Source organism: Aristaeella lactis, from assembly GCF_018118585.1.
GTDB lineage: Bacteria > Bacillota > Clostridia > Christensenellales > Aristaeellaceae > Aristaeella > Aristaeella lactis.
This window is the reverse complement of sequence record NZ_CP069421.1, coordinates 379,676-397,024: the sequence shown is the minus strand read 5'-3', so window position 1 is coordinate 397,024 and position 17,349 is coordinate 379,676. Positions and strand designations below refer to the sequence as shown.

General features: G+C 51.1%; 20 protein-coding genes. 13 read left to right on the top strand and 7 right to left on the bottom strand.

Annotation, left to right across the window (positions count from 1 at the left end; genetic code table 11):
* Positions 1–620 precede the first annotated feature (620 nt).
* A complete protein-coding gene (locus JYE50_RS01925) occupies positions 621–902 on the top strand; it encodes a hypothetical protein (RefSeq protein ID WP_084096496.1) in 282 nt (93 codons plus the stop codon).
* A 107-nt stretch (positions 903–1,009) separates the two neighbouring features.
* On the top strand, positions 1,010–1,348 hold the full coding sequence (locus tag JYE50_RS01920; RefSeq protein ID WP_143763664.1) for a hypothetical protein: 339 nt from the start codon (positions 1,010–1,012) through the stop codon (positions 1,346–1,348).
* Between the two features lie 342 nt (positions 1,349–1,690).
* Here JYE50_RS01920 and JYE50_RS01915 read toward each other — a convergent pair whose 3' ends face one another.
* The gene (locus JYE50_RS01915; protein WP_084096497.1) at positions 1,691–2,464 is read right to left on the bottom strand and encodes a hypothetical protein; all 774 of its coding nucleotides are present in this window, start codon (positions 2,462–2,464) and stop codon (positions 1,691–1,693) included.
* Between the two features lie 208 nt (positions 2,465–2,672).
* Between JYE50_RS01915 and JYE50_RS01910 the strand changes: the two genes are divergently transcribed.
* Complete coding sequence (locus JYE50_RS01910) at positions 2,673–3,941, top strand: leucine-rich repeat domain-containing protein (RefSeq protein WP_084096498.1); 1,269 nt, start codon at positions 2,673–2,675, stop codon at positions 3,939–3,941.
* 63 nt (positions 3,942–4,004) lie between these two features.
* Here JYE50_RS01910 and JYE50_RS01905 read toward each other — a convergent pair whose 3' ends face one another.
* Positions 4,005–5,147: a cation diffusion facilitator family transporter gene (locus JYE50_RS01905; protein ID WP_084096499.1), complete on the bottom strand. Its 1,143-nt coding sequence runs from the start codon at positions 5,145–5,147 to the stop codon at positions 4,005–4,007.
* Positions 5,148–5,330: 183 nt separating this feature from the next.
* On the opposite strand from JYE50_RS01905, the gene JYE50_RS01900 reads away from it, so the two are divergent.
* Complete coding sequence (locus tag JYE50_RS01900) at positions 5,331–6,113, top strand: hypothetical protein (protein WP_084096500.1); 783 nt, start codon at positions 5,331–5,333, stop codon at positions 6,111–6,113.
* A gap of 143 nt (positions 6,114–6,256) precedes the next feature.
* Here the strand turns inward: JYE50_RS01900 and JYE50_RS01895 are convergent, their stop codons facing one another.
* Both JYE50_RS01895 and JYE50_RS01890 read right to left on the bottom strand, forming a co-directional pair.
* On the bottom strand, positions 6,257–7,501 hold the full coding sequence (locus JYE50_RS01895; RefSeq protein ID WP_084096501.1) for a hypothetical protein: 1,245 nt from the start codon (positions 7,499–7,501) through the stop codon (positions 6,257–6,259).
* Positions 7,502–7,514: 13 nt separating this feature from the next.
* Positions 7,515–8,915, bottom strand: a complete 1,401-nt coding sequence (locus JYE50_RS01890; RefSeq protein WP_084096502.1) for an SH3 domain-containing protein — start codon at positions 8,913–8,915, stop codon at positions 7,515–7,517.
* A gap of 242 nt (positions 8,916–9,157) precedes the next feature.
* Here JYE50_RS01890 and JYE50_RS01885 point away from each other — a divergent pair, with 242 nt between their 5' ends.
* The gene (locus JYE50_RS01885) at positions 9,158–9,934 is read left to right on the top strand and encodes a hypothetical protein (RefSeq protein ID WP_084096503.1); all 777 of its coding nucleotides are present in this window, start codon (positions 9,158–9,160) and stop codon (positions 9,932–9,934) included.
* A 154-nt stretch (positions 9,935–10,088) separates the two neighbouring features.
* A complete protein-coding gene (locus JYE50_RS01880; RefSeq protein ID WP_084096504.1) occupies positions 10,089–10,625 on the top strand; it encodes an ECF transporter S component in 537 nt (178 codons plus the stop codon).
* Between the two features lie 78 nt (positions 10,626–10,703).
* On the opposite strand, the gene JYE50_RS01875 is transcribed toward JYE50_RS01880, so the two are convergent.
* Complete coding sequence (locus JYE50_RS01875; protein WP_084096505.1) at positions 10,704–11,015, bottom strand: hypothetical protein; 312 nt, start codon at positions 11,013–11,015, stop codon at positions 10,704–10,706.
* A gap of 254 nt (positions 11,016–11,269) precedes the next feature.
* Between JYE50_RS01875 and JYE50_RS01870 the strand changes: the two genes are divergently transcribed.
* From JYE50_RS01870 to JYE50_RS01860, 3 genes are all read left to right on the top strand, one after another.
* Complete coding sequence (locus JYE50_RS01870; RefSeq protein WP_084096506.1) at positions 11,270–12,115, top strand: NlpC/P60 family protein; 846 nt, start codon at positions 11,270–11,272, stop codon at positions 12,113–12,115.
* 428 nt (positions 12,116–12,543) lie between these two features.
* On the top strand, positions 12,544–13,749 hold the full coding sequence (locus JYE50_RS01865) for a GGDEF domain-containing protein (RefSeq protein ID WP_084096507.1): 1,206 nt from the start codon (positions 12,544–12,546) through the stop codon (positions 13,747–13,749).
* A 62-nt stretch (positions 13,750–13,811) separates the two neighbouring features.
* A complete protein-coding gene (locus JYE50_RS01860) occupies positions 13,812–14,885 on the top strand; it encodes a phosphotransferase (RefSeq protein WP_084096508.1) in 1,074 nt (357 codons plus the stop codon).
* Between the two features lie 416 nt (positions 14,886–15,301).
* Here the strand turns inward: JYE50_RS01860 and JYE50_RS01855 are convergent, their stop codons facing one another.
* A complete protein-coding gene (locus JYE50_RS01855) occupies positions 15,302–15,442 on the bottom strand; it encodes a hypothetical protein (protein ID WP_179138388.1) in 141 nt (46 codons plus the stop codon).
* A complete protein-coding gene (locus tag JYE50_RS01850; RefSeq protein ID WP_084096509.1) occupies positions 15,435–15,638 on the bottom strand; it encodes a PspC domain-containing protein in 204 nt (67 codons plus the stop codon). The genes JYE50_RS01855 and JYE50_RS01850 overlap by 8 nt, the downstream gene beginning before the upstream one ends.
* A 182-nt stretch (positions 15,639–15,820) precedes the next feature.
* On the opposite strand from JYE50_RS01850, the gene JYE50_RS01845 reads away from it, so the two are divergent.
* The 4 genes from JYE50_RS01845 (at position 15,821) to JYE50_RS01830 (ending at position 17,304) form a co-directional block, all read left to right on the top strand.
* Positions 15,821–16,069, top strand: a complete 249-nt coding sequence (locus JYE50_RS01845) for a type II toxin-antitoxin system Phd/YefM family antitoxin (protein ID WP_084096510.1) — start codon at positions 15,821–15,823, stop codon at positions 16,067–16,069.
* Entirely contained in the window at positions 16,069–16,476 is a 408-nt protein-coding gene (locus JYE50_RS01840; RefSeq protein ID WP_084096511.1) for a type II toxin-antitoxin system VapC family toxin, read from the top strand. The genes JYE50_RS01845 and JYE50_RS01840 overlap by 1 nt, the downstream gene beginning before the upstream one ends.
* A gap of 102 nt (positions 16,477–16,578) precedes the next feature.
* A complete protein-coding gene (locus JYE50_RS01835) occupies positions 16,579–16,833 on the top strand; it encodes a TIGR04076 family protein (RefSeq protein WP_084096512.1) in 255 nt (84 codons plus the stop codon).
* A 21-nt stretch (positions 16,834–16,854) separates the two neighbouring features.
* Positions 16,855–17,304 carry a GNAT family N-acetyltransferase gene (locus JYE50_RS01830; protein WP_084096513.1) on the top strand — a complete coding sequence of 150 codons (450 nt, stop codon included), beginning with the start codon at positions 16,855–16,857 and terminating at the stop codon, positions 17,302–17,304.
* The last annotated feature ends 45 nt before the right edge of the window (positions 17,305–17,349 follow it).

Here is a 17,349-nt window from a genome sequence, read left to right as displayed (position 1 = left end):
GGGGCTGTGGTTGGAGCCTCACCACAACCGTCTAGCGGTAGGTCAATCGCACCAATCCACAGCATCCCCAGCAGTGTAGCACAAGCTCTTGGAGAAGAGTTGATAAACTACTATTCAATAATACGAGGTCAATCGAAAGAGAGCAAGCTCCCCAGTGGGGAGTTGCGACCATTGAGATTGCGGTAAGTGCGCCGATTGAGGTTGCGGGGAGATCTAACCCGCCCGCAGGCGAAAAACACCTCCTACCTCCTACTTCCTACCTCCTACCTCATTGTGTGCCACTTTTGCACTTTTTCCTGCCACTTATGCACTTCATATAGCATTCCTCCCCTGTTCCGTATATGATATCCCCGACAGGCAGGGTGAGAGACTTAGTGCTGAAGTTTCTTCATACTCTCCTTTGCAGGCAGCGTTGTTGGGTGCGCTGCCTCTTTTCTTTTCCGTTCATTTTCCTGAAATCACAAGAAATGAGCAGGTTTCGCCCCTCTTTGATGAATCCCCATACCGTTTTTGCAGATAATCCTACCAGTTATGCAGGTGCGGTAGTAATCGGCAAATGTTTCGTGTATGCTTTCAGCGTTGCCGACAACAATATCATATTTATGTGGGAGGTAGAATCTATGAAGAAGTTACTGGCTCTGCTGTTTGCACTGATCCTCGTTTGCTCCATCGTCGCGACCTGTGTAGCCGGGTGCAGCTACCATGTTCCGACCTATCACAGCACTTATACCTCGTATTATACCAGGCCCCGCTGGACCAATTGCGCTAACAATCCTTATAATCACGCCCATACCCAGAGCTGCAAAGACACGATCAAGGTCTATCTCTGCAGGACCTGCGGTTATTCCTATACGACCACTACGACCACGGTTCTGAGCGAAACCTGCCCTTGCGCTCACTGAGTCGGTTCAGTTGATCCTTAGTTAAGGTTCTTTTCTTACATAAGGAACGATCTGCCTTCCGCTGACCGTTCCTCTTATTCGATTATGATAACAGGGAGGTTCTGTTCATGAAACGGTTTATCGCTGTCTGTCTGCTGGTCATCTGTGTTGCGCTGCCTATTATCGGCGTTGCCGCCAACTGCTTCTACTGCGGTGCTCCAGGCGCATATCTCAGCACTAATAACACTACGATTGAATCCTACAATTCATCCACTCATACAATCCTCAAATATGACTATACTGTATGTAATGTCTGCCAAACAATTCATATAAGAGTAAAAACAAGAACAGCAGTTCCTCATAGCTTACAGCATTCCAAGCAGTGGGTGACTTCAACGCTCACCTATGAATATGATTACTGCACCGTATGTGACTATAAATCTCCCGGCATAACGATCCATCATTAATCGTTTGCCAGTTTCATTGACATCCAGGGTCTACCTAACCTTTCTTCAAGCGGAAGAGCCCGTCGTGAGACGGGCTCTTCTGTTATATATCATTTCGACCGCAGGCACACACCCAAAATGTCATTCCGGGGTTCGGAACGCCCGGAAATAGAGCCAGTGGCTCTATTTCAGTGGAGAACGGGCGGCAGCCCCGGGCACGAAGTGAGTCGAGGAATCCCTTACTACGTCGAAGATGCTTTAATTCAAAGAAACGGCACCTTTAGGTACTGTTTCTACCACCATTTTTCAGTTTTAAGTTTTCAGTCTTCAGTTTTCATTTGGCTGCCATAGCAGCCTTTTTCCTCACACCAGATTCACTCGAACGTCTTTCCTCTCTCCACCCACAATACAGTCAGTCGCCTCGTGGTCCCAGAAAGGAATAATGATCTCATCAAAATCTTCAACGATTTCCTTCAGCAACGGTGTGTTCCGCCGCTCCAGGTCCTTGCTGTTTGTGATGTTGAACACATAGCTCTCAAAGGGCAGCCATCCCAGGTCCCTGATCCCGTCCAGGTACCGGTCTATCATACCTTCACAATCATAAGGGAAATCCAGTTCAATCTGGATCATGTCGATGTAGTCCTTATAACTGCTGATCTTAGCCGCGTCAATGGTGACCTCCAGTTCTTTGGCGTCATTCCGATACAGCCGGTCAAACGCGGGATCTGTTTTCCGGATTTTATGCCTTCTGATACAGAAATATTCCCAGAAAGCTTCGACCATCTTGTCCGTCTCTTCCAGTTCGCTGACCGTCACATTCGGAGTGCGTTCTTCGGAAGGCCAGGACGCGTAATAATCCGCACACTTTTTGATGGAATTGGTAAAGCCAAAGGGATCCTTCAGGTGCTCCAGCTGATAAATCTGGTATTCAAATTCATGCAGCAGGAGGGAGTTCCTTTGACTTTTTATCCCGCCTTGCTTCAGCTTCTCATAAACCATCCTGACCTGGTCGATCACAGCTTGTTTGTCAGACGTTTTTTCATTCTCCGTATTTGCGCATTTTGTCTCATTGGCTTTCGCTGTTCCCCTGAATATATTACAGACCTTTCTCGCCATACCGGTCACAATCCGCTTCATCCTGTCCTTCACCTTTCATCGCTCTGAGCGTTGATTTTCCTGTACATTTGATAGATTCAAGCAGGCTGTATCCCTTCCCTGCCTTGGTTTACATAATTTACAGCAATGTTACAACAATTTCGTGAAAGGTATGATACCATATCACTGAAAGCTCGGGAGCCCTGTATTCATTGATGCAGAAGGTGCCCGAAAGAAGGAGAAAACTCAGATGAAGAAATTCCTGGTTATGGTACTGGCTGTCATGCTGATCTGTGTAGGGATCATTTCTGTTTCCTCCGCGGATAATAACCTGTTTACGTACAAGAAGCTGGATGACGGAACCATTGAAATCACAAGAGTGGCCAACACCATCAAAGACGAAGCGATCCCCCCGGAAATCGACGGGTATAAAGTAACATCAATCGGATCATTTGCGTTTTCCACCTGCAACAACCTGAACAATGTGATCATCCCTGACACAGTAACAGTCATCAGGTGCAACGCGTTCAGGAGCTGTAAAAACCTGAAGTCCGTCACCATTCCGGACAGCGTAACAACCATTGAAGAAGGGGCGTTCCCCAACTGTGAAAAGCTGGCCGCCTTCGTCATTTCCCCGGATCATCCCGTCTATGTCTTCAACAACAATATGCTGATCGACAAGAAGGAAATGACCCTTTTACAGTATCTGGGCAAAAAAGCCGAACCCTATGAGGTGCTCTGGGGCATCAAAAGAATCGGAAACGGCGCGTTTGAATTCACAAAGCTGAATTCCATCGTTATTCCGAACAGCGTGACTTCGATCGGAGAATATGCTTTCCGCTACATGAACAACCTGAAGGAAATCTCCATACCGGACAGCGTAACAGTGCTCGGTTCCGAGGCCCTCTTCAGAACCCCCAGCCTGACTGCCCTCAGGATCCCCGCTGGCGTTACCGAGATCGGCAGTGACTGCTTCGGCTGGTGTTCAAAACTCAAGGCTATGGAGGTTGATCCCGAAAACCCGGTCTATGAGATGAGAGGCAGCCTTCTCGTCAACAAAAAGGAAAACATGGTTTGCTATCATCTGGACGTGGATGCAGGATCATTTGAAGTACCCGAAGGCATTGAATCGATCCAGGCAGCTGCCTTCCAGAACAGCATCAGAGTGAAAGAAATTATTATCCCCGACGCAGTCAAAAGCATCGGCAATCATGCTTTCACAAACTGTTACGCGATGACCGGCATCCGCCTTCCGAACGGCCTGAAGACGATTGAATCTTTCACTTTCCAGTATTGTAAAGCCCTCAAATCCGTCACGATACCGGAAGGGGTCACGGAGATCGGGATCTGTGCTTTCGAAAGCTGCTCCGCTCTGACGGAAGTGATCATTCCTGCCAGTGTGACAAATATCGATGCCACTGCCTTCACCAAATGCAACAGAGTGGTCTGCAAGGTGGTTGAAGGTTCCTACGCGCAGAAGTTCTGTGAAAAGAACGGCATCAAATTCGTTATTCAGTAACGGGTATAAAAAGAAGGAGCCTGCTGGCTGGCAGACTCCGTTCTTATACTTTCTCTCAGGTTTTTACGACAGATCCAGGTCCATGGCGATCCGGAGTTCATAGTCCGGGAAGGCCTTCTGTACGTCTTCCACAACAGAGGTGTAGACGGCTTTCCGGTCCTCCGCGTCAAAGCTGATGACCACATCGAAGCGTATGCTCTTCTTTGCCCGGTCCAGGTAGAAGCCGTGCATGCCCTTGACGTATTCATGGGCCATGGCGATATCCCTGACCGCCTTCCGGGTTTCGGAGATTTCAGTGTCTTTGGTGTTCATGGAATAGACGCCCACGGCGGTCAGGATCACATTGTGCTTCCGGTACACCGTTTCCTCGATGTCCCGGATCAGGGCATCCAGTTTGTCAGCGGAATAGGTGTCCGGAATCTCAATGTGGATGGAACCGTTCCAGGCATCCGGGCCGTAGTTGTGCAGCACCAGGTCATAGGCACCCTGCACGTCCGGGAAGCTGCGCACCGTCTGCTTGATTACCTTGGCCAGTTCCGGATCATTGTTCTCGCCCAGGATCCGGGAAACGGTTTCCTTAAGCATTTCCACGCCGGACTTGATGATGATCAGTGAGATGATGGCGCCCAGCCAGGCTTCCAGCGACAGGCCTGAGGCCAGGAAGATCACCGCGGCCACCAGGGTGGAAGCGGAGATCACGGCATCCAGCCTTGCGTCTTCCCCGGAGTTGATCAGGGAATCGGAGTTCACCTTCTCGCCGGTGGCTTTCACATACCGGCCCAGGAAGAACTTCACCACAACAGCCACCGCCACGATGACCAGGGAAATAACGGAATAATCCGGTGTTTCCGGGTGGATGATCTGCTTGACGGATTCCACCAGGGAGGTAATACCGGCATACAGCACGATGACGGAGATGATCATGGCGCTGAGGTATTCGACCCGGCCGTATCCGAAGGGATGCTTCTTGTCCGGTTCCCTGCCTGCCAGCTTGGCCCCGACAATGGTGATCAGGGAGCTGCCCGCGTCGGAGATGTTGTTCACCGCGTCCAGGGTGATGGCAATGGAGTTGGACAGAAGACCGATCGCCGCCTTGAATCCCGCAAGGAATACATTGGCGATAATCCCGATGATACTGGTTTTGATGATCGTCTTCTCCCGGGATGTTTCCTCTTTGGTCTCATTCAGGATGGAAGTCTTGTTCATGGGCATTTCCTCCCCGTCTGCTTTTCGTATGTTTGAGATGTATTATACTCAAAACACACCAAAAAGAAAGTGACCGAACGGTGGGACGGCCCAGGATCAATTCAGAATAATTATATTGACCCGTTCCATGGTACAATGCCCTGTGAATAGAAACAATAAATACACTTCCGGAGGAACACACGAATGAAAAAACTGCTTGCCTTTATCCTGGTCCTGGCCCAGCTCTGCGGTCAGATGGCATTTGCCGGAAACGATGATGTAAAATACACCCGCGGATGGGAAATCACCCTGAAGGAAATCTCCATCTACCTGGATGATGAACCTGTTCAGCTGGTTCCTAACGTCTTCCTCCGGCTGATCACGACAGAAGGATCCGATCAGGCACAGTTCGCGGCCGGCATAGAAAAAGACGGAAAAGAAATGGCTGCCATATGGGTGGAAGAACATCCGGACGGCAGCGGTGCCGCCACGCTGAGCACCTGCCGAAACTGTTGTTATTACCCTGCTGGAAATCTTCCTGCCCATGTTTACTTCATCATGCTTTATGCCTTTGATCTCGGTTTCGTGATGGAGAATTATGACCTGCCGGATCTGCTGAAAACTCTGGACAATCATTTTTCTTTTGATGGCTTGATGGTTCCCGTCCTCTCCCTCGCAAACCCGTCCGCAACACCGGAACAGCTGGCAGAGCAGCTGGATGAAGGAAAGTACCGTGTCCTCTTTGGCTCTCATCAGGAAGATTCCACACTGGTTGAATTTCGTACCTTTACTCCGGACGGTCCCCTGTTTGACATGAGTGATAAAAACCGTATAGAGAACACTGATATCTCAAAAACCTTCTGGCAGATTGACGGGATGGATGAAGCATTTATCTCTGCCCTGCGTATTCTGATGCAGGATGAATCCCTGGCAAAGTATATCTCGTACAGTATGGCGCACCGCGATACAGAAACTACCGCGCCGTAACAAAGACAAAAAGAAGCCCCTTCCCAGCCGGGAAGGGGTTTTTTCTGTCCGAACGGAGGGGAACAATATGGACGGTCCTTTTCGTTCCCAAATGTCATCTCGACCAAGCGCAGCGCGTGAAGAGATCTCCTCCGGAGCCTTGATCAAATCATAAACAGGAACCACCTGCAAAGCCTGTTATTCATACCCGTGTTTTCGTTTCCATCCGGATGTTCTTCAACAGGACCTGTTTTTTTCTTTCGCGCTTTAAGTATTATTACCGCAATGACATATATCATTAAACATAAGATGATCGGCGCAACTACAGGATGAATACCGTAGATCAGGCAGAACTGCCACCAGCGAAATACAGTATTGTTGTAATGCGAATTAAGGAATGACTTGTATGGCGCTTCGGTAACCAGTTCCCCGTTGCTGTATTCCAGGAACAGATAGGTTGTCTCTTCGTTATGACATATGTCATTATCGTCTTCCCAGGCAAAAGTCCTTAGATACCCATCGATAAGTCCTTTATCGTCAATGGTTCGTATAACCTCGCCTTTTTCTCCGTTCGTTCCTATGACAATCTCCAGTTTGTCTATGGCATACTCTTTCCTGAAATAATCTATCCCGCTGTAGTACACTTCCGTGCTGTCCGGATTTTCATGAACATACACGATCATGGTATAGAACAGAGCCATGGTAATCAGCGCTGTTGCTGCTATGATCCTCCCCAGCTTGTTTCTCACACTTGTACTTTTCCCCTTATCCGTATGATCTTCAGTGTTCTTTTCCTTTCGCCTTGCGAGAAAAAACAGGACAAAGCACACAGCGCAAATGATCATAGGCTGTACGGCATATCCCATGAATTGAGAAAAGTTCCGGGTTGGACAACTGGGCATAATAAAACTATACAGTTCCTGCGAAACAGGCATCTGGATATATACCACCAGATATGAAACCGCGATGGATACCGCCGCTGAAATACATACAGCGGCTATCCCGATACAGTACGTTTTATACTTTCTCCTGACAGTCAGCAGCGCCAACAGCGAAAACGGGATGATGAAAATGCTCCACAATCCCCACAACACGCAAAGCGTTAAGGACAGCACCGCAATAACCGCCGTCGCTGTGATCCCCGGGATTATACTCTTTCTTTTCATCCGGATCAGGGGCAGGGAAAGAAGATAGTATAGTCCGCACAGGTATACGGCAATGATCCCTATATCCACGTCCATGATATATGGATCAGTTTCCCATGTGGTCATATCGGCGCCGCTAAACACGGAATCAAGCGTACATACCACGCCGACGAAAAAGCAGGAAAACGCCGCTGTTCCGACAATCACCAGCATGAAGCACAGAACCCCGGCCAGGATCCCTTTTGTCCTGTCTGTCAGCTTCATAAAACCTCCGCGATTACGGGAAGCTCAGGTACCGGCTCATCATATAGCCGATCTCATCCTTGTATTTCACAATGGACCAGATTTCTCCGCGCAGGAGAACCTCCACCTTCGCCTTGGCTTTCACCTGGTGGAGCACTTCGGCGTCAGGATTAGGCGCTGTGCGCATACGCACGGCGGAACGGACCGTGGCATTGATTCCGGTTTCCTTTTCAACAGGTTCCAGTTCGCCGCCGTCCCTGATATTGATATACTGGCCGTCTTCCTTTTCGCACAGGAAACGATCCTCATTTTCCGAATTGCTGCTGTAGGAGGCATATACGCCGATAACCGTCAGTTCCGTCCCGGCCGGAATGAGACCGTCATCCTGCTTCAGGCGTACCTTTGTACGGCCGTCATACTTAATATTCTTCCCGTCAAAGGACAGGTACTTCTTCATGACGCATCCCTGTTCCATGACGCCGCCGTTTGGTCCTGTGATAAAGACCACAGCCCAGTCCTTTGTCTGGCTTATCACATGAACCGGGACGCCGGAACACAGTTTTACCACAGAACTGCTTTCCGTATCCGGTTCCCTCCGGATGTTCAGCCGGTCCAGCTTTCCGTCGCATTTTACCCAGGCGGTCGGATAGGAATGCGGGGCATCCGGATCCAGGAAACGCTTTTCAACAAATTCGCCGTCTTCCAGCTGTACCCAGTCTCCCAGCTCCTTCAGAACCGTGACTTCCTTCTTTGCTTTATAGTTGGAATAAACGACTTTTTCACTGTATCCGCTGGCCGAAGCAGCAGGATATACCGGCTCAGCCTCGGAAGCATACAGGGTTGCCTTCCACGCGTCATCCACAATATTCTCGCCGGTTCGTCCCTGTTTCGGCGTTAAGTCCTTCACCTTGCTGACAGCGTCTTTCGAAATGAAACCTTCCGCCGGGCCATCCACATAGTAATCATTGCCGAACTCCCCGCATACAATGACCAAGGTCCCCTTTACATGGCGAACCCGTTCATGCTTGTTTTTCGGAGTAGTGTAAACGGCGGTGTTGTCTTTGGTGATCTCCCCCAGGAAAACACCGCAAGGCCGGGTCTTCTCCCACTCATCATATCCTGCTTCATCGTATTCCGGCCAGAGCGACATAGCCTTGTCAACATTGACCCATACGGAATAGTCGCTGGTCAGGTAGCATTCATAACGCCCGTTGACATCCTCCAGCTCCAGGTTGGTTGTGCGGAAACCGTTATACAGGATCCCCGCCTTGCCGGAACCGGAAGCGGAGGTGTATAACGTCGCCCCCTTCCCTTCGGTCGCAACGTCAAGCTCCATGTAGCCGGCTGACGCGCTTACGGTCAGCAGGAGAAGGCCTGCCAGCAGCAGGCAGGCAGCAAACAGGAAGAATGCGCATCTGTGTTCATGGTGTTTCATATCAGTCACCTCATATTATCCCCCGAAGGGGTATTATTCCATTCTTTGCGCGTTTCCGAAGGGTCTGTGTTATGGGGTCTTCGTCTATTCAACGGCTGACAGATGCGTTCCCTTCCCCGCGATTTTACATGATTGTTACATCTATTTTATACCGTTGAAACCATGTATATGGTATAATTTTTTGTGTAAAAACATGGTAATGAGGAACGATCCTCCGCAGTAAACGGAAAGGAAGAGGAATAATGAACATGACAAAGTGCCCGAAATGCGGGCAGTTAATCCCCTCAAGCACCGCAAAATGCCCTGCCTGCGGGAATCCCACCGGATATAAGATCAAAACCAAACTGACCATTGGGACGATCATCCTGATCGTTGTGCTTTTTGCCTTGTCACTCGTGATGCGTGATGATCTCTGGGCTGGGATCGTATTTGCCCTCGGCATTCTTTATTTCATCCGGCTTAGAAAGATTCAGAAGGAAGAAAAGGCAGCCCAGGCGGAAGCAGGGATCGAACCGGATAAGGAATGCCGTCTGTGCGGTATTCAGGTTCCTGAGCTGGTTCCCGCTGTCCTGCCCTCCGGAAAAACCATCTATGTCTGCGGCGAATGCTTCCGGGCTAACAAATTCCATAAGCCCGGTGAGTATGAAAACCCACTCGAAGAAAAACCCAAAGAAGAAGCCGTTGCTGCAGCTGTGAAGCCTGAAGAGATTCCCGCCGCGGAACCTGTCCGGAAAGACGCGCCGCTGATCACCGAAACCGAAGCGGAACGGGAAGCCCGGATCGCCTGCCTGACCGAGAAACGGAAAAGCGGCGGTTTCCTGCAGGAGGAACTTTTCCTGGAGGACATTGAGGATGAAAACTCCATCAAAAAGATCCTGGAACTGTGGGACTCCTACGACCTGAGCGGTGATTATCCCGGAATCGGAGCCTGTATGGCCCGCCTGGCGGATAAGGACGGCATGTTCTCCTACGCAACAGCCCAGCGGCTTCGGAAAGAACTGCACGACCTGTTCGCCTGAGAAGCGGAACAATCCGCGGATGCCTGAAAGGCATCCGCTTTTTTCATCTGGCCTTATGTTTTTCTCTGTATCTGGTACTTTTCATATGACCACTTTATCGTTTATACTCCCACCAATCCGATAGGTTTAAGATCGGTACAGGGAGGTAAATGACATGACTGCCGCAACACATTCCATCCGCAGGGGTTCCATCATCTGGCTGACGATGACTGCCCTTTTCATGGGCATGAACATCCTGATGTCCATGAGCATCTTCAGCGTTCCCGTTCCCGGCGGACACCTTTATTTCTGTGACGCGGTCATCAACACGGCGGCGGTCCTGCTGGATCCGGTTGCCGCGTTTCTGGTGGGCGGCGTCGGCTCCTTCCTGGGAGATTTCTTCTTCTACCCGGCCCCCATGTTTGTTTCACTGGTAACCCACGGGCTGCAGGCCATGGCTGTGTCCTGGCTTTCCCGCAGGCTGCTGGCCGGAAAGCCGGTGGTCTCCTCTTCCCTTGCGGTCACCGCCGGTTCCGTGATCATGGTCATCGGTTACACCCTGGGACGGGCCTATGTCTATTCCACGCCGGAATACGCTGTCCTGAAGCTGCCCTTTGAGATCCTGCAGGCCGGCGTGGGCGCGGTTGTCGCGATTCTGCTTCTCTATCCCCTGGGGCTGAGGAAAACCTTTCACAAAATCGTCCGTAATTGATTTATATACACAACAGGCGGTCCGGCCAAAGCCGGACCGCCTTTCTGTTTTCACTGTCCGTAACACCGGACAGGATGATCAGTCATCATCGTCATCACGATATTGGCCGCTTACCAGATATAGGACCATTTCGATAGTAGCCAGCGAAAGGACAAAATACTTGGCCGTGATCAGCAGAGTATCAGCACCCGGGAACAGATAGCAAATAATCCACAGCAGGAATGCGATCAGAGTGAGCGGGGGAATTTTGAGGATCACCCTCCCGCCGAACCGCAGCTTGAATGTCCTGATTTTAATATAGTTTGTGACCGTGTGATCGGACTGCAGGTTCTCTTTCTCTTCCATCTCGTCCAGCATGTCGAAATGATGCCGGATCTTCCTGTCGTTCATGGATCTGCCCTCCGTTCGTTGTTTCCCTGTTTACAGGATCAGTATACACCGGCAGCCCAGCTGCATAAATAACTGTTTCCGCAAAATATCCATGCCTATTTTTCGGAATCTCAAAATCGAACACCGGCATACAGGCTGTAAAAAAACCAATGGGATCTGATCAAAAAGTAACAGGCCGCGTAAAAACCGCTTCCAGTCCCGGACCGGCTGTGATATAATCCCCTGCGAATGTTTTTGGAAGAGGGTACTGTACTGTGAAGAAGTTTAAGGGAATCCTGCTGGTTCTGCTTGCTGTGATGATGCTGGTCCCCGGTTTCTGCCGGGCGGACCGTTACCGGGTGCTGGATGCCGCCCTTTCCATGCTGGAGGAAGGGAACCCCTTCCTGGTTCATTATAACGAGGATACCGGCGCGGATATCAAAGCCCGCTATCCGTTGGGCTGCCCCTATTTCTGGGGCGGGCGCCACGAAAGCCGGATCCTGCATATCGCTTCCCCGGAGCAGGCTTCCGACTATTACCAGACCGACAAGCAGTACCTGTACGGCTTTGACTGTGCCGGCTTCACCCGCTGGATCATGGCCCAGGCCGGATATGCGGAACACGACTCCATTTCCAACCTGCTGGATTTCAACAAGTACAAGGAGTATGTGAACTATCCCGCTTCCAAGGTGACCGGTGATGACCGGACCACGGAACTGCGGGTCGGCGACCTGGTGGCGATCCTCCATCCGGACGGCGGACACCACATCGCCATGTACATCGGTACCCTGCTGGACTACGGCTACACCCGGCATAACCTGCCGGCGAAGCTGGTGCCCTATCTGTACTATCCCCTGCTGATCCACTGCACCGGCAGCAGCGACTACTATGAGCGTTACCGCACCTACCTGGAGGAAAACGGGATGGAGAACGTCCTGCCTCCCTTCGGCGGCGTGGTGGTAACCCTGCTGGATGCCCCGGCTTCCGACGCGCCGTACCGTACCCCGGCGGTGGAAGGGCTGGAATCCGAACCCTGCTTTGACCTGGAAGGCTATCACCTTCAGGTAACAAGCCTGGAGAATGAACGGCGGATCCGGTGGATCCGCTGGAAGCAGAAGTAAACCGCTCCCCCCGGTCGGAAGGACCGGGGGATTTTCTTTTCTCATTTCCGGCTGTCACTCCGAATAGTTACCGCAGATTAGTTACATAGGTTAACAACGTATCACCACGTGTAACTTTAAAAAACCAGATTTTGCAAGGCTTAGCGCCGTTTCAGGCACCGCCGTTTTTGTGCAAACGTTTGCGAATCGTTGATTTGTAAGGTTTCCAGGGTTTTATTAATAAAAAAATTTTACAAAAATGAGATATTTAACTCTTTCTATATATGTCTGATTATGATATAATAGTGACACGTTAGAAATGCTTTATGTTATACATGTAATAACCATGTAACTAAAGTCCCATTTCTGACAAACCAGGAAGTCCGTATCAGTTAGTGCAACAGCGCCCTGCGGGTTTCCCGAAAGAAAGACCCGAAGGAACGACGTCAATGAACTACTCAGGCACCGCCATCCTGGCCCTGCTGGTGCACATCATCATCAATTACGATGTACTGCGAAACGCCCACTACCGCGCAGGCTCCCCTGCCGCCAGTGCCTATCGGACGTTCATCTTCGGTGTGATGGTGTTTTATCTCAGCGACGCGCTGTGGGGTCTTCTGTATGACACGCGCATTAACACGCTTGTCTTCGCGGATACGGTGCTTTACTTTTTTGCCATGGCAGTGTCCGTGTTCATGTGGATCCGGTATGTGATCCGGTACCTGAACATGAAAAGCCGGTTCGTTTCGGTGCTTTCGGCCATGGGATGGATATTCCTCGGGCTGATCACCCTGATGCAGGTGCTGAACCTCTTCATGCCCCTGCTGTTCCGGTTTGATGAAGCCGGAGAGTATCACGCCGGAAAGCTGCGGTATCTGGTCTATACTTTCCAGATCGTCCTGTTCCTGGTCACCGCCGCCTATGTCCATATTCGCTCCGGAAGCGCTGAAAGCGCTGTGCGGAGCCGGTACCAGGCCATCGTGATTTACGGGATCGTCATGACCGTGATGATTGTCCTGCAGGTGTTTGAACCTTTGCTCCCGATGTATTCCATCGGCTGCCTGCTGGGAAACTGCATCCTGCACACCTTTGTGGTCGGCAACATCAAGGAAGACCGGCGGCGGGAACTGGAAGAGATGGTCCGCAAGAACGAATTGCAGCGCCAGGCGCTCGGCTCCGCCAGGCACCTGGCTTACACGGATTCCCTGACCAGTGTGAAAAACACCCACGCCTACGTGGAAACCGAGAAGGAACTGGACGAGCGGATCGCGGACGGAAGGATCCGGGAATTCGGTGTGGTGGTTTTTGATATCAACGGGCTCAAGCAGGTGAATGACACTAAAGGGCATGATGCCGGAGACCGTTATATCAAGGAATCCTGCCGGATGATCTGCAGGCAGTTCACCCACAGCCCCGTTTACAGGATCGGCGGGGATGAATTCGTAGCGATCCTGGAAGGTGAAGATTATCAGAACCGGAAGAACCTGATTGCCTCCTTTGAAAACCAAGTGGAGGAAAACCTGAAATCCGGCCTGGCGGTAGTGGCCAGCGGACTGGCGGTGTTCCGCAGGGAGCAGGATCACAGCTATCGCCGGGTTTTTGAGCGGGCGGACCAGCGGATGTACGACCGCAAAGGGTATCTGAAGGCTATGTAAAAAGGCGCCGGATGCAGACCGGCCCTTAAGGAAATTTGAAGAAGAAGGTTGGGTGGTTCCCTATGAACAGCATGTTTGAGACAAACGAAAACTTCCCCAAAGGTCTCCCGGTGCCGCAGCGCGCGGACATCCTGGATGCCCTCCGGTCCTTCGGGATCGAGGAAGCCGAAACAATCCGGCTGATCGATTCCACAAGAAATCCCGCTGACGTACGGCTGAACTTCATCGTGGATAACAAATGGGTACTGCGTTACTGCATCGCCCCGGACATGACCGAAAAGCGCCTGGGCGAGCTGGAAAAACTGGTGGAGCGCTATAACGCCATGGGCATCAAATGTCCCCGGTTCCTGAAAGACTCCTGGGGACGTTACCTGCACATCTGGCGCCAGATGCAGTATTACCTTACAGAATATATTGACCTGCCCCTGGCCGGTGACGAGGATATCAGGGACAAGGCCCGTCTCACCCGGGAGGTACAGGACAGCGTTGCCCGGTTTGCTGAAAAGAACCGGAATACCAGCCCGATTGGTGCCGCAGGCGCATACAACCTGTTTGACCAGTCTCCCTTCGATTCCGGCATCGGCGTTGATGAAAAGGAAGACAACTTCAACCAGCTGATCAGTCTCCTGCGCAAGGAGCATGAGAACAAGATCGCCGACAGCCTGGTGCTCCGCCATGCGGAAATCCGCGAAAAGCTGCGGGGCGTTTACCGGGACCTGCCGCGCTGCATGTTCCAGGGTGACGAAAACTTCAACAATGTCCTGACGGATGAAAACCAGCACTTCGCCGGATTCATTGATTTCAACCTGGCCGGTACGGAAGTCATCGTCAACCAGCTTGTCAACCTGGCCGGGTTTGACTATGACGAAGAGCAGAAGGAGCCTGAAGGCGCTTATCTGCGTCTGAACAAAGCCCTGCTCAATTACCAGGAACAGATGCGGTCCATGCTCCGGATCTATCGTCCTTCTGAAAGGGAGCGCCAGGCCATTGTCTGGTACGCCTGGATCGTGATGGTTTCCCAGTGGTCCTCCCTGGACTACTTCAAGGCTGCCATGCAGGGTAAGCTGAAAACAGAAATCCTCAGCCTGCTGAGCCTTATCGCAGCGCTGCCGGAAGAGCAGCTCTCAGTAATCTGACATTCACGGTTTTCCCCTTCCCCTTATAGAGGAAGGCCCGGTCATCGACCGGGCCTTCTTTCTTTTTCCCTCCGTTCGGCTTGGCAACAAGAATCTTTCGCGGAACAACGGGACGGTTTTGCGTTACGGTTTACCCGGAACACAGAACCGTCCCGGCGTTCCTGCAGACCTTATCGCACCTCGCTCCCCCCGTTGTCATCTCGACCGGAGCCGTAGGCGCAGCGGAGAGATCTAACCCGCCCGCAGCCAGAAAACACTTCCTACCTCATACCTCCTACTTCCTACTTCCTACCCGGGCTTTTGCCCCCGTTGTCATTTCGACCGAAGCGAAGCGAAGTGGAGAAATCTCATTCAAATCAAAAAAATCGCACCTTCGGGTGCGATTTTCTCCGCCATTCTTAATTCTGAATTATGAATTATGAATTTTCTTCTTCAGTTTCCGCGGCCTTCTTCTCCGCTTCCTTTTTCTGGTGATACTTCGCTGAAATCTTATTCAGCCACAGGTCCGCAAAGAAGTCCACGATACCAGTAATGATTTCAAGGATCGCGTCAATCATCGTCCTCCTCCACCGCAGAAGCTTCGGGCAGGATCAGCGCCGCCGCGATATAAGCCAGCAGGCCGCTGCCGGCTGCCAGGCAGATCACCAGGAACGCCAGGCGGATCAGGGTCGGATCGGTGTTCAGGTATTCAGCGATGCCGCCGCACACGCCGCAGATCTTCTTATTTGTATTGCTCTTGCACAGTTTCTTCATAGTTTCCTTCCTCCTGTCGTTCACTCGGGAACTCATCGTTTACGTGTATCATTATATCCATTGTTTCTTTGAAAATAAGGGATAAATCATTAGAACATAATTAAAATCATTTGACAGGTTTCAGAATCCGTTTTATACTTAACTTAGCTAATTTAGCTAACTTGATTCAGGAGGTGATCCGGATGACAACCGTCAGCATGTTTGAAGCCAAAACCAACCTGTCCAAATATGTTTCCGCCGTTGTGGACAATGATGAGCCTTATGTTGTCATCACCCGGAGCGGAAAGCCCGTTGCCAAAATCGTTCCGTTCACGGATCCGGAGGTCAAACGCATCGGCCTTGCGGAAGGCAAACTGCCTGCTCTTCCCTCCCTGGAAGACTTCAACAGCATCCTTACAGAAGATGACTTTGCCAACGGGGGGATCCTCTGATGAAGCTTCTTCTCGATACGCATATGATCATCTGGGCCCTGACAAACGATTCCCGCCTGCCCTATGCCGCACGGGAAATGATCGGTTCTCCGGACAACATTGTGTTTTTCAGCACCGCCTCCCTTTGGGAAATAGCCGTCAAAAACCAGAAGAACCCGGAAAAGTGCCCTTACAATGAAAAAGAGATCATGCAGTACTGCCTGGAATCCGGATTTGAACCCATGACCATCCTTCCCTCCCATATTCTTGCCATCCGGGGTCTGAAGGTTCGTCCCGGCCGGCAGCTGAGCAACCTGGATCCTTTCGACCGCCTGCTCGCTGCCCAGGCGAAAGCGGAGGGCTGCCGCTTTATCACCCATGATAAAAGCCTGGAAAACTACGACGAGAAATGCATCTCGCTTTTCTGATGTCTTTCTCTTTCGTTACTCATTCATTTCATGTTATAATTCACGTGTAACACTTAAGCGAAGGCCGCGGTACCGGCCTTCATTTCGTTGGAGGTAATACTGATGAGCTACGCGGACAACAAAGTCAAAGTGACAGTCATTGAAAGTCATTGCCCGAAATACAAAGTCGGTGACGTGATCTGCTTCGAAGGCAGCTGCCTGGATAAGGAACACAGCGACAATGTGTGCATGGTCGCCATGAACGCGCTTTATCCCTTCATCTATGCCTTCCGGCGGGGCGGCAACCTGCGGAACGGTCCGTATCAGTGCACGGACTGCGGGGAAACCGTTGTGTTTACCGTCGAGATCATTCCTTAACCAGAAGAAACGGGGTGGCTTATGATCATTCGTGAAGCAGCAGCGAAAGACGCTGAAGCGCTGAAAGTTCTCTATTTTGAACACTTGACCAAATACCCGCCTCAGGAAGAACAGAATATGGCGGTCTGGAAAAAACTCCTGGCTGAATATGAAAACGACAACTACAACTATATCCTGATCGCAGAGGAAAACGGCGAAGTGGTCTCCTCCGTGCAGATGTCCATTATACGGAGCATGACCCACAACGTCCGCCCCTTTGCGGTCATTGAGAACGTCGTCACCCATGCGGATCACCGGCAGAAGGGGTATGCCTCCGCGTTGCTCCAGAAAGCCTCGGATATCGCAAAGGCGTTCCATTGCTATAAGATCTCACTGGAAACCGGATCCAACAAGGAATCCACCCTGAACTTCTACCGGCAGAACGGCTTTGCCATCGATGAAAAGCACTCCTGCCTGAAACGTCTTGACTAATTTTTTCAACTTTTTCCTTTCTCCTGCAAAAAACGAAAGTCAGCA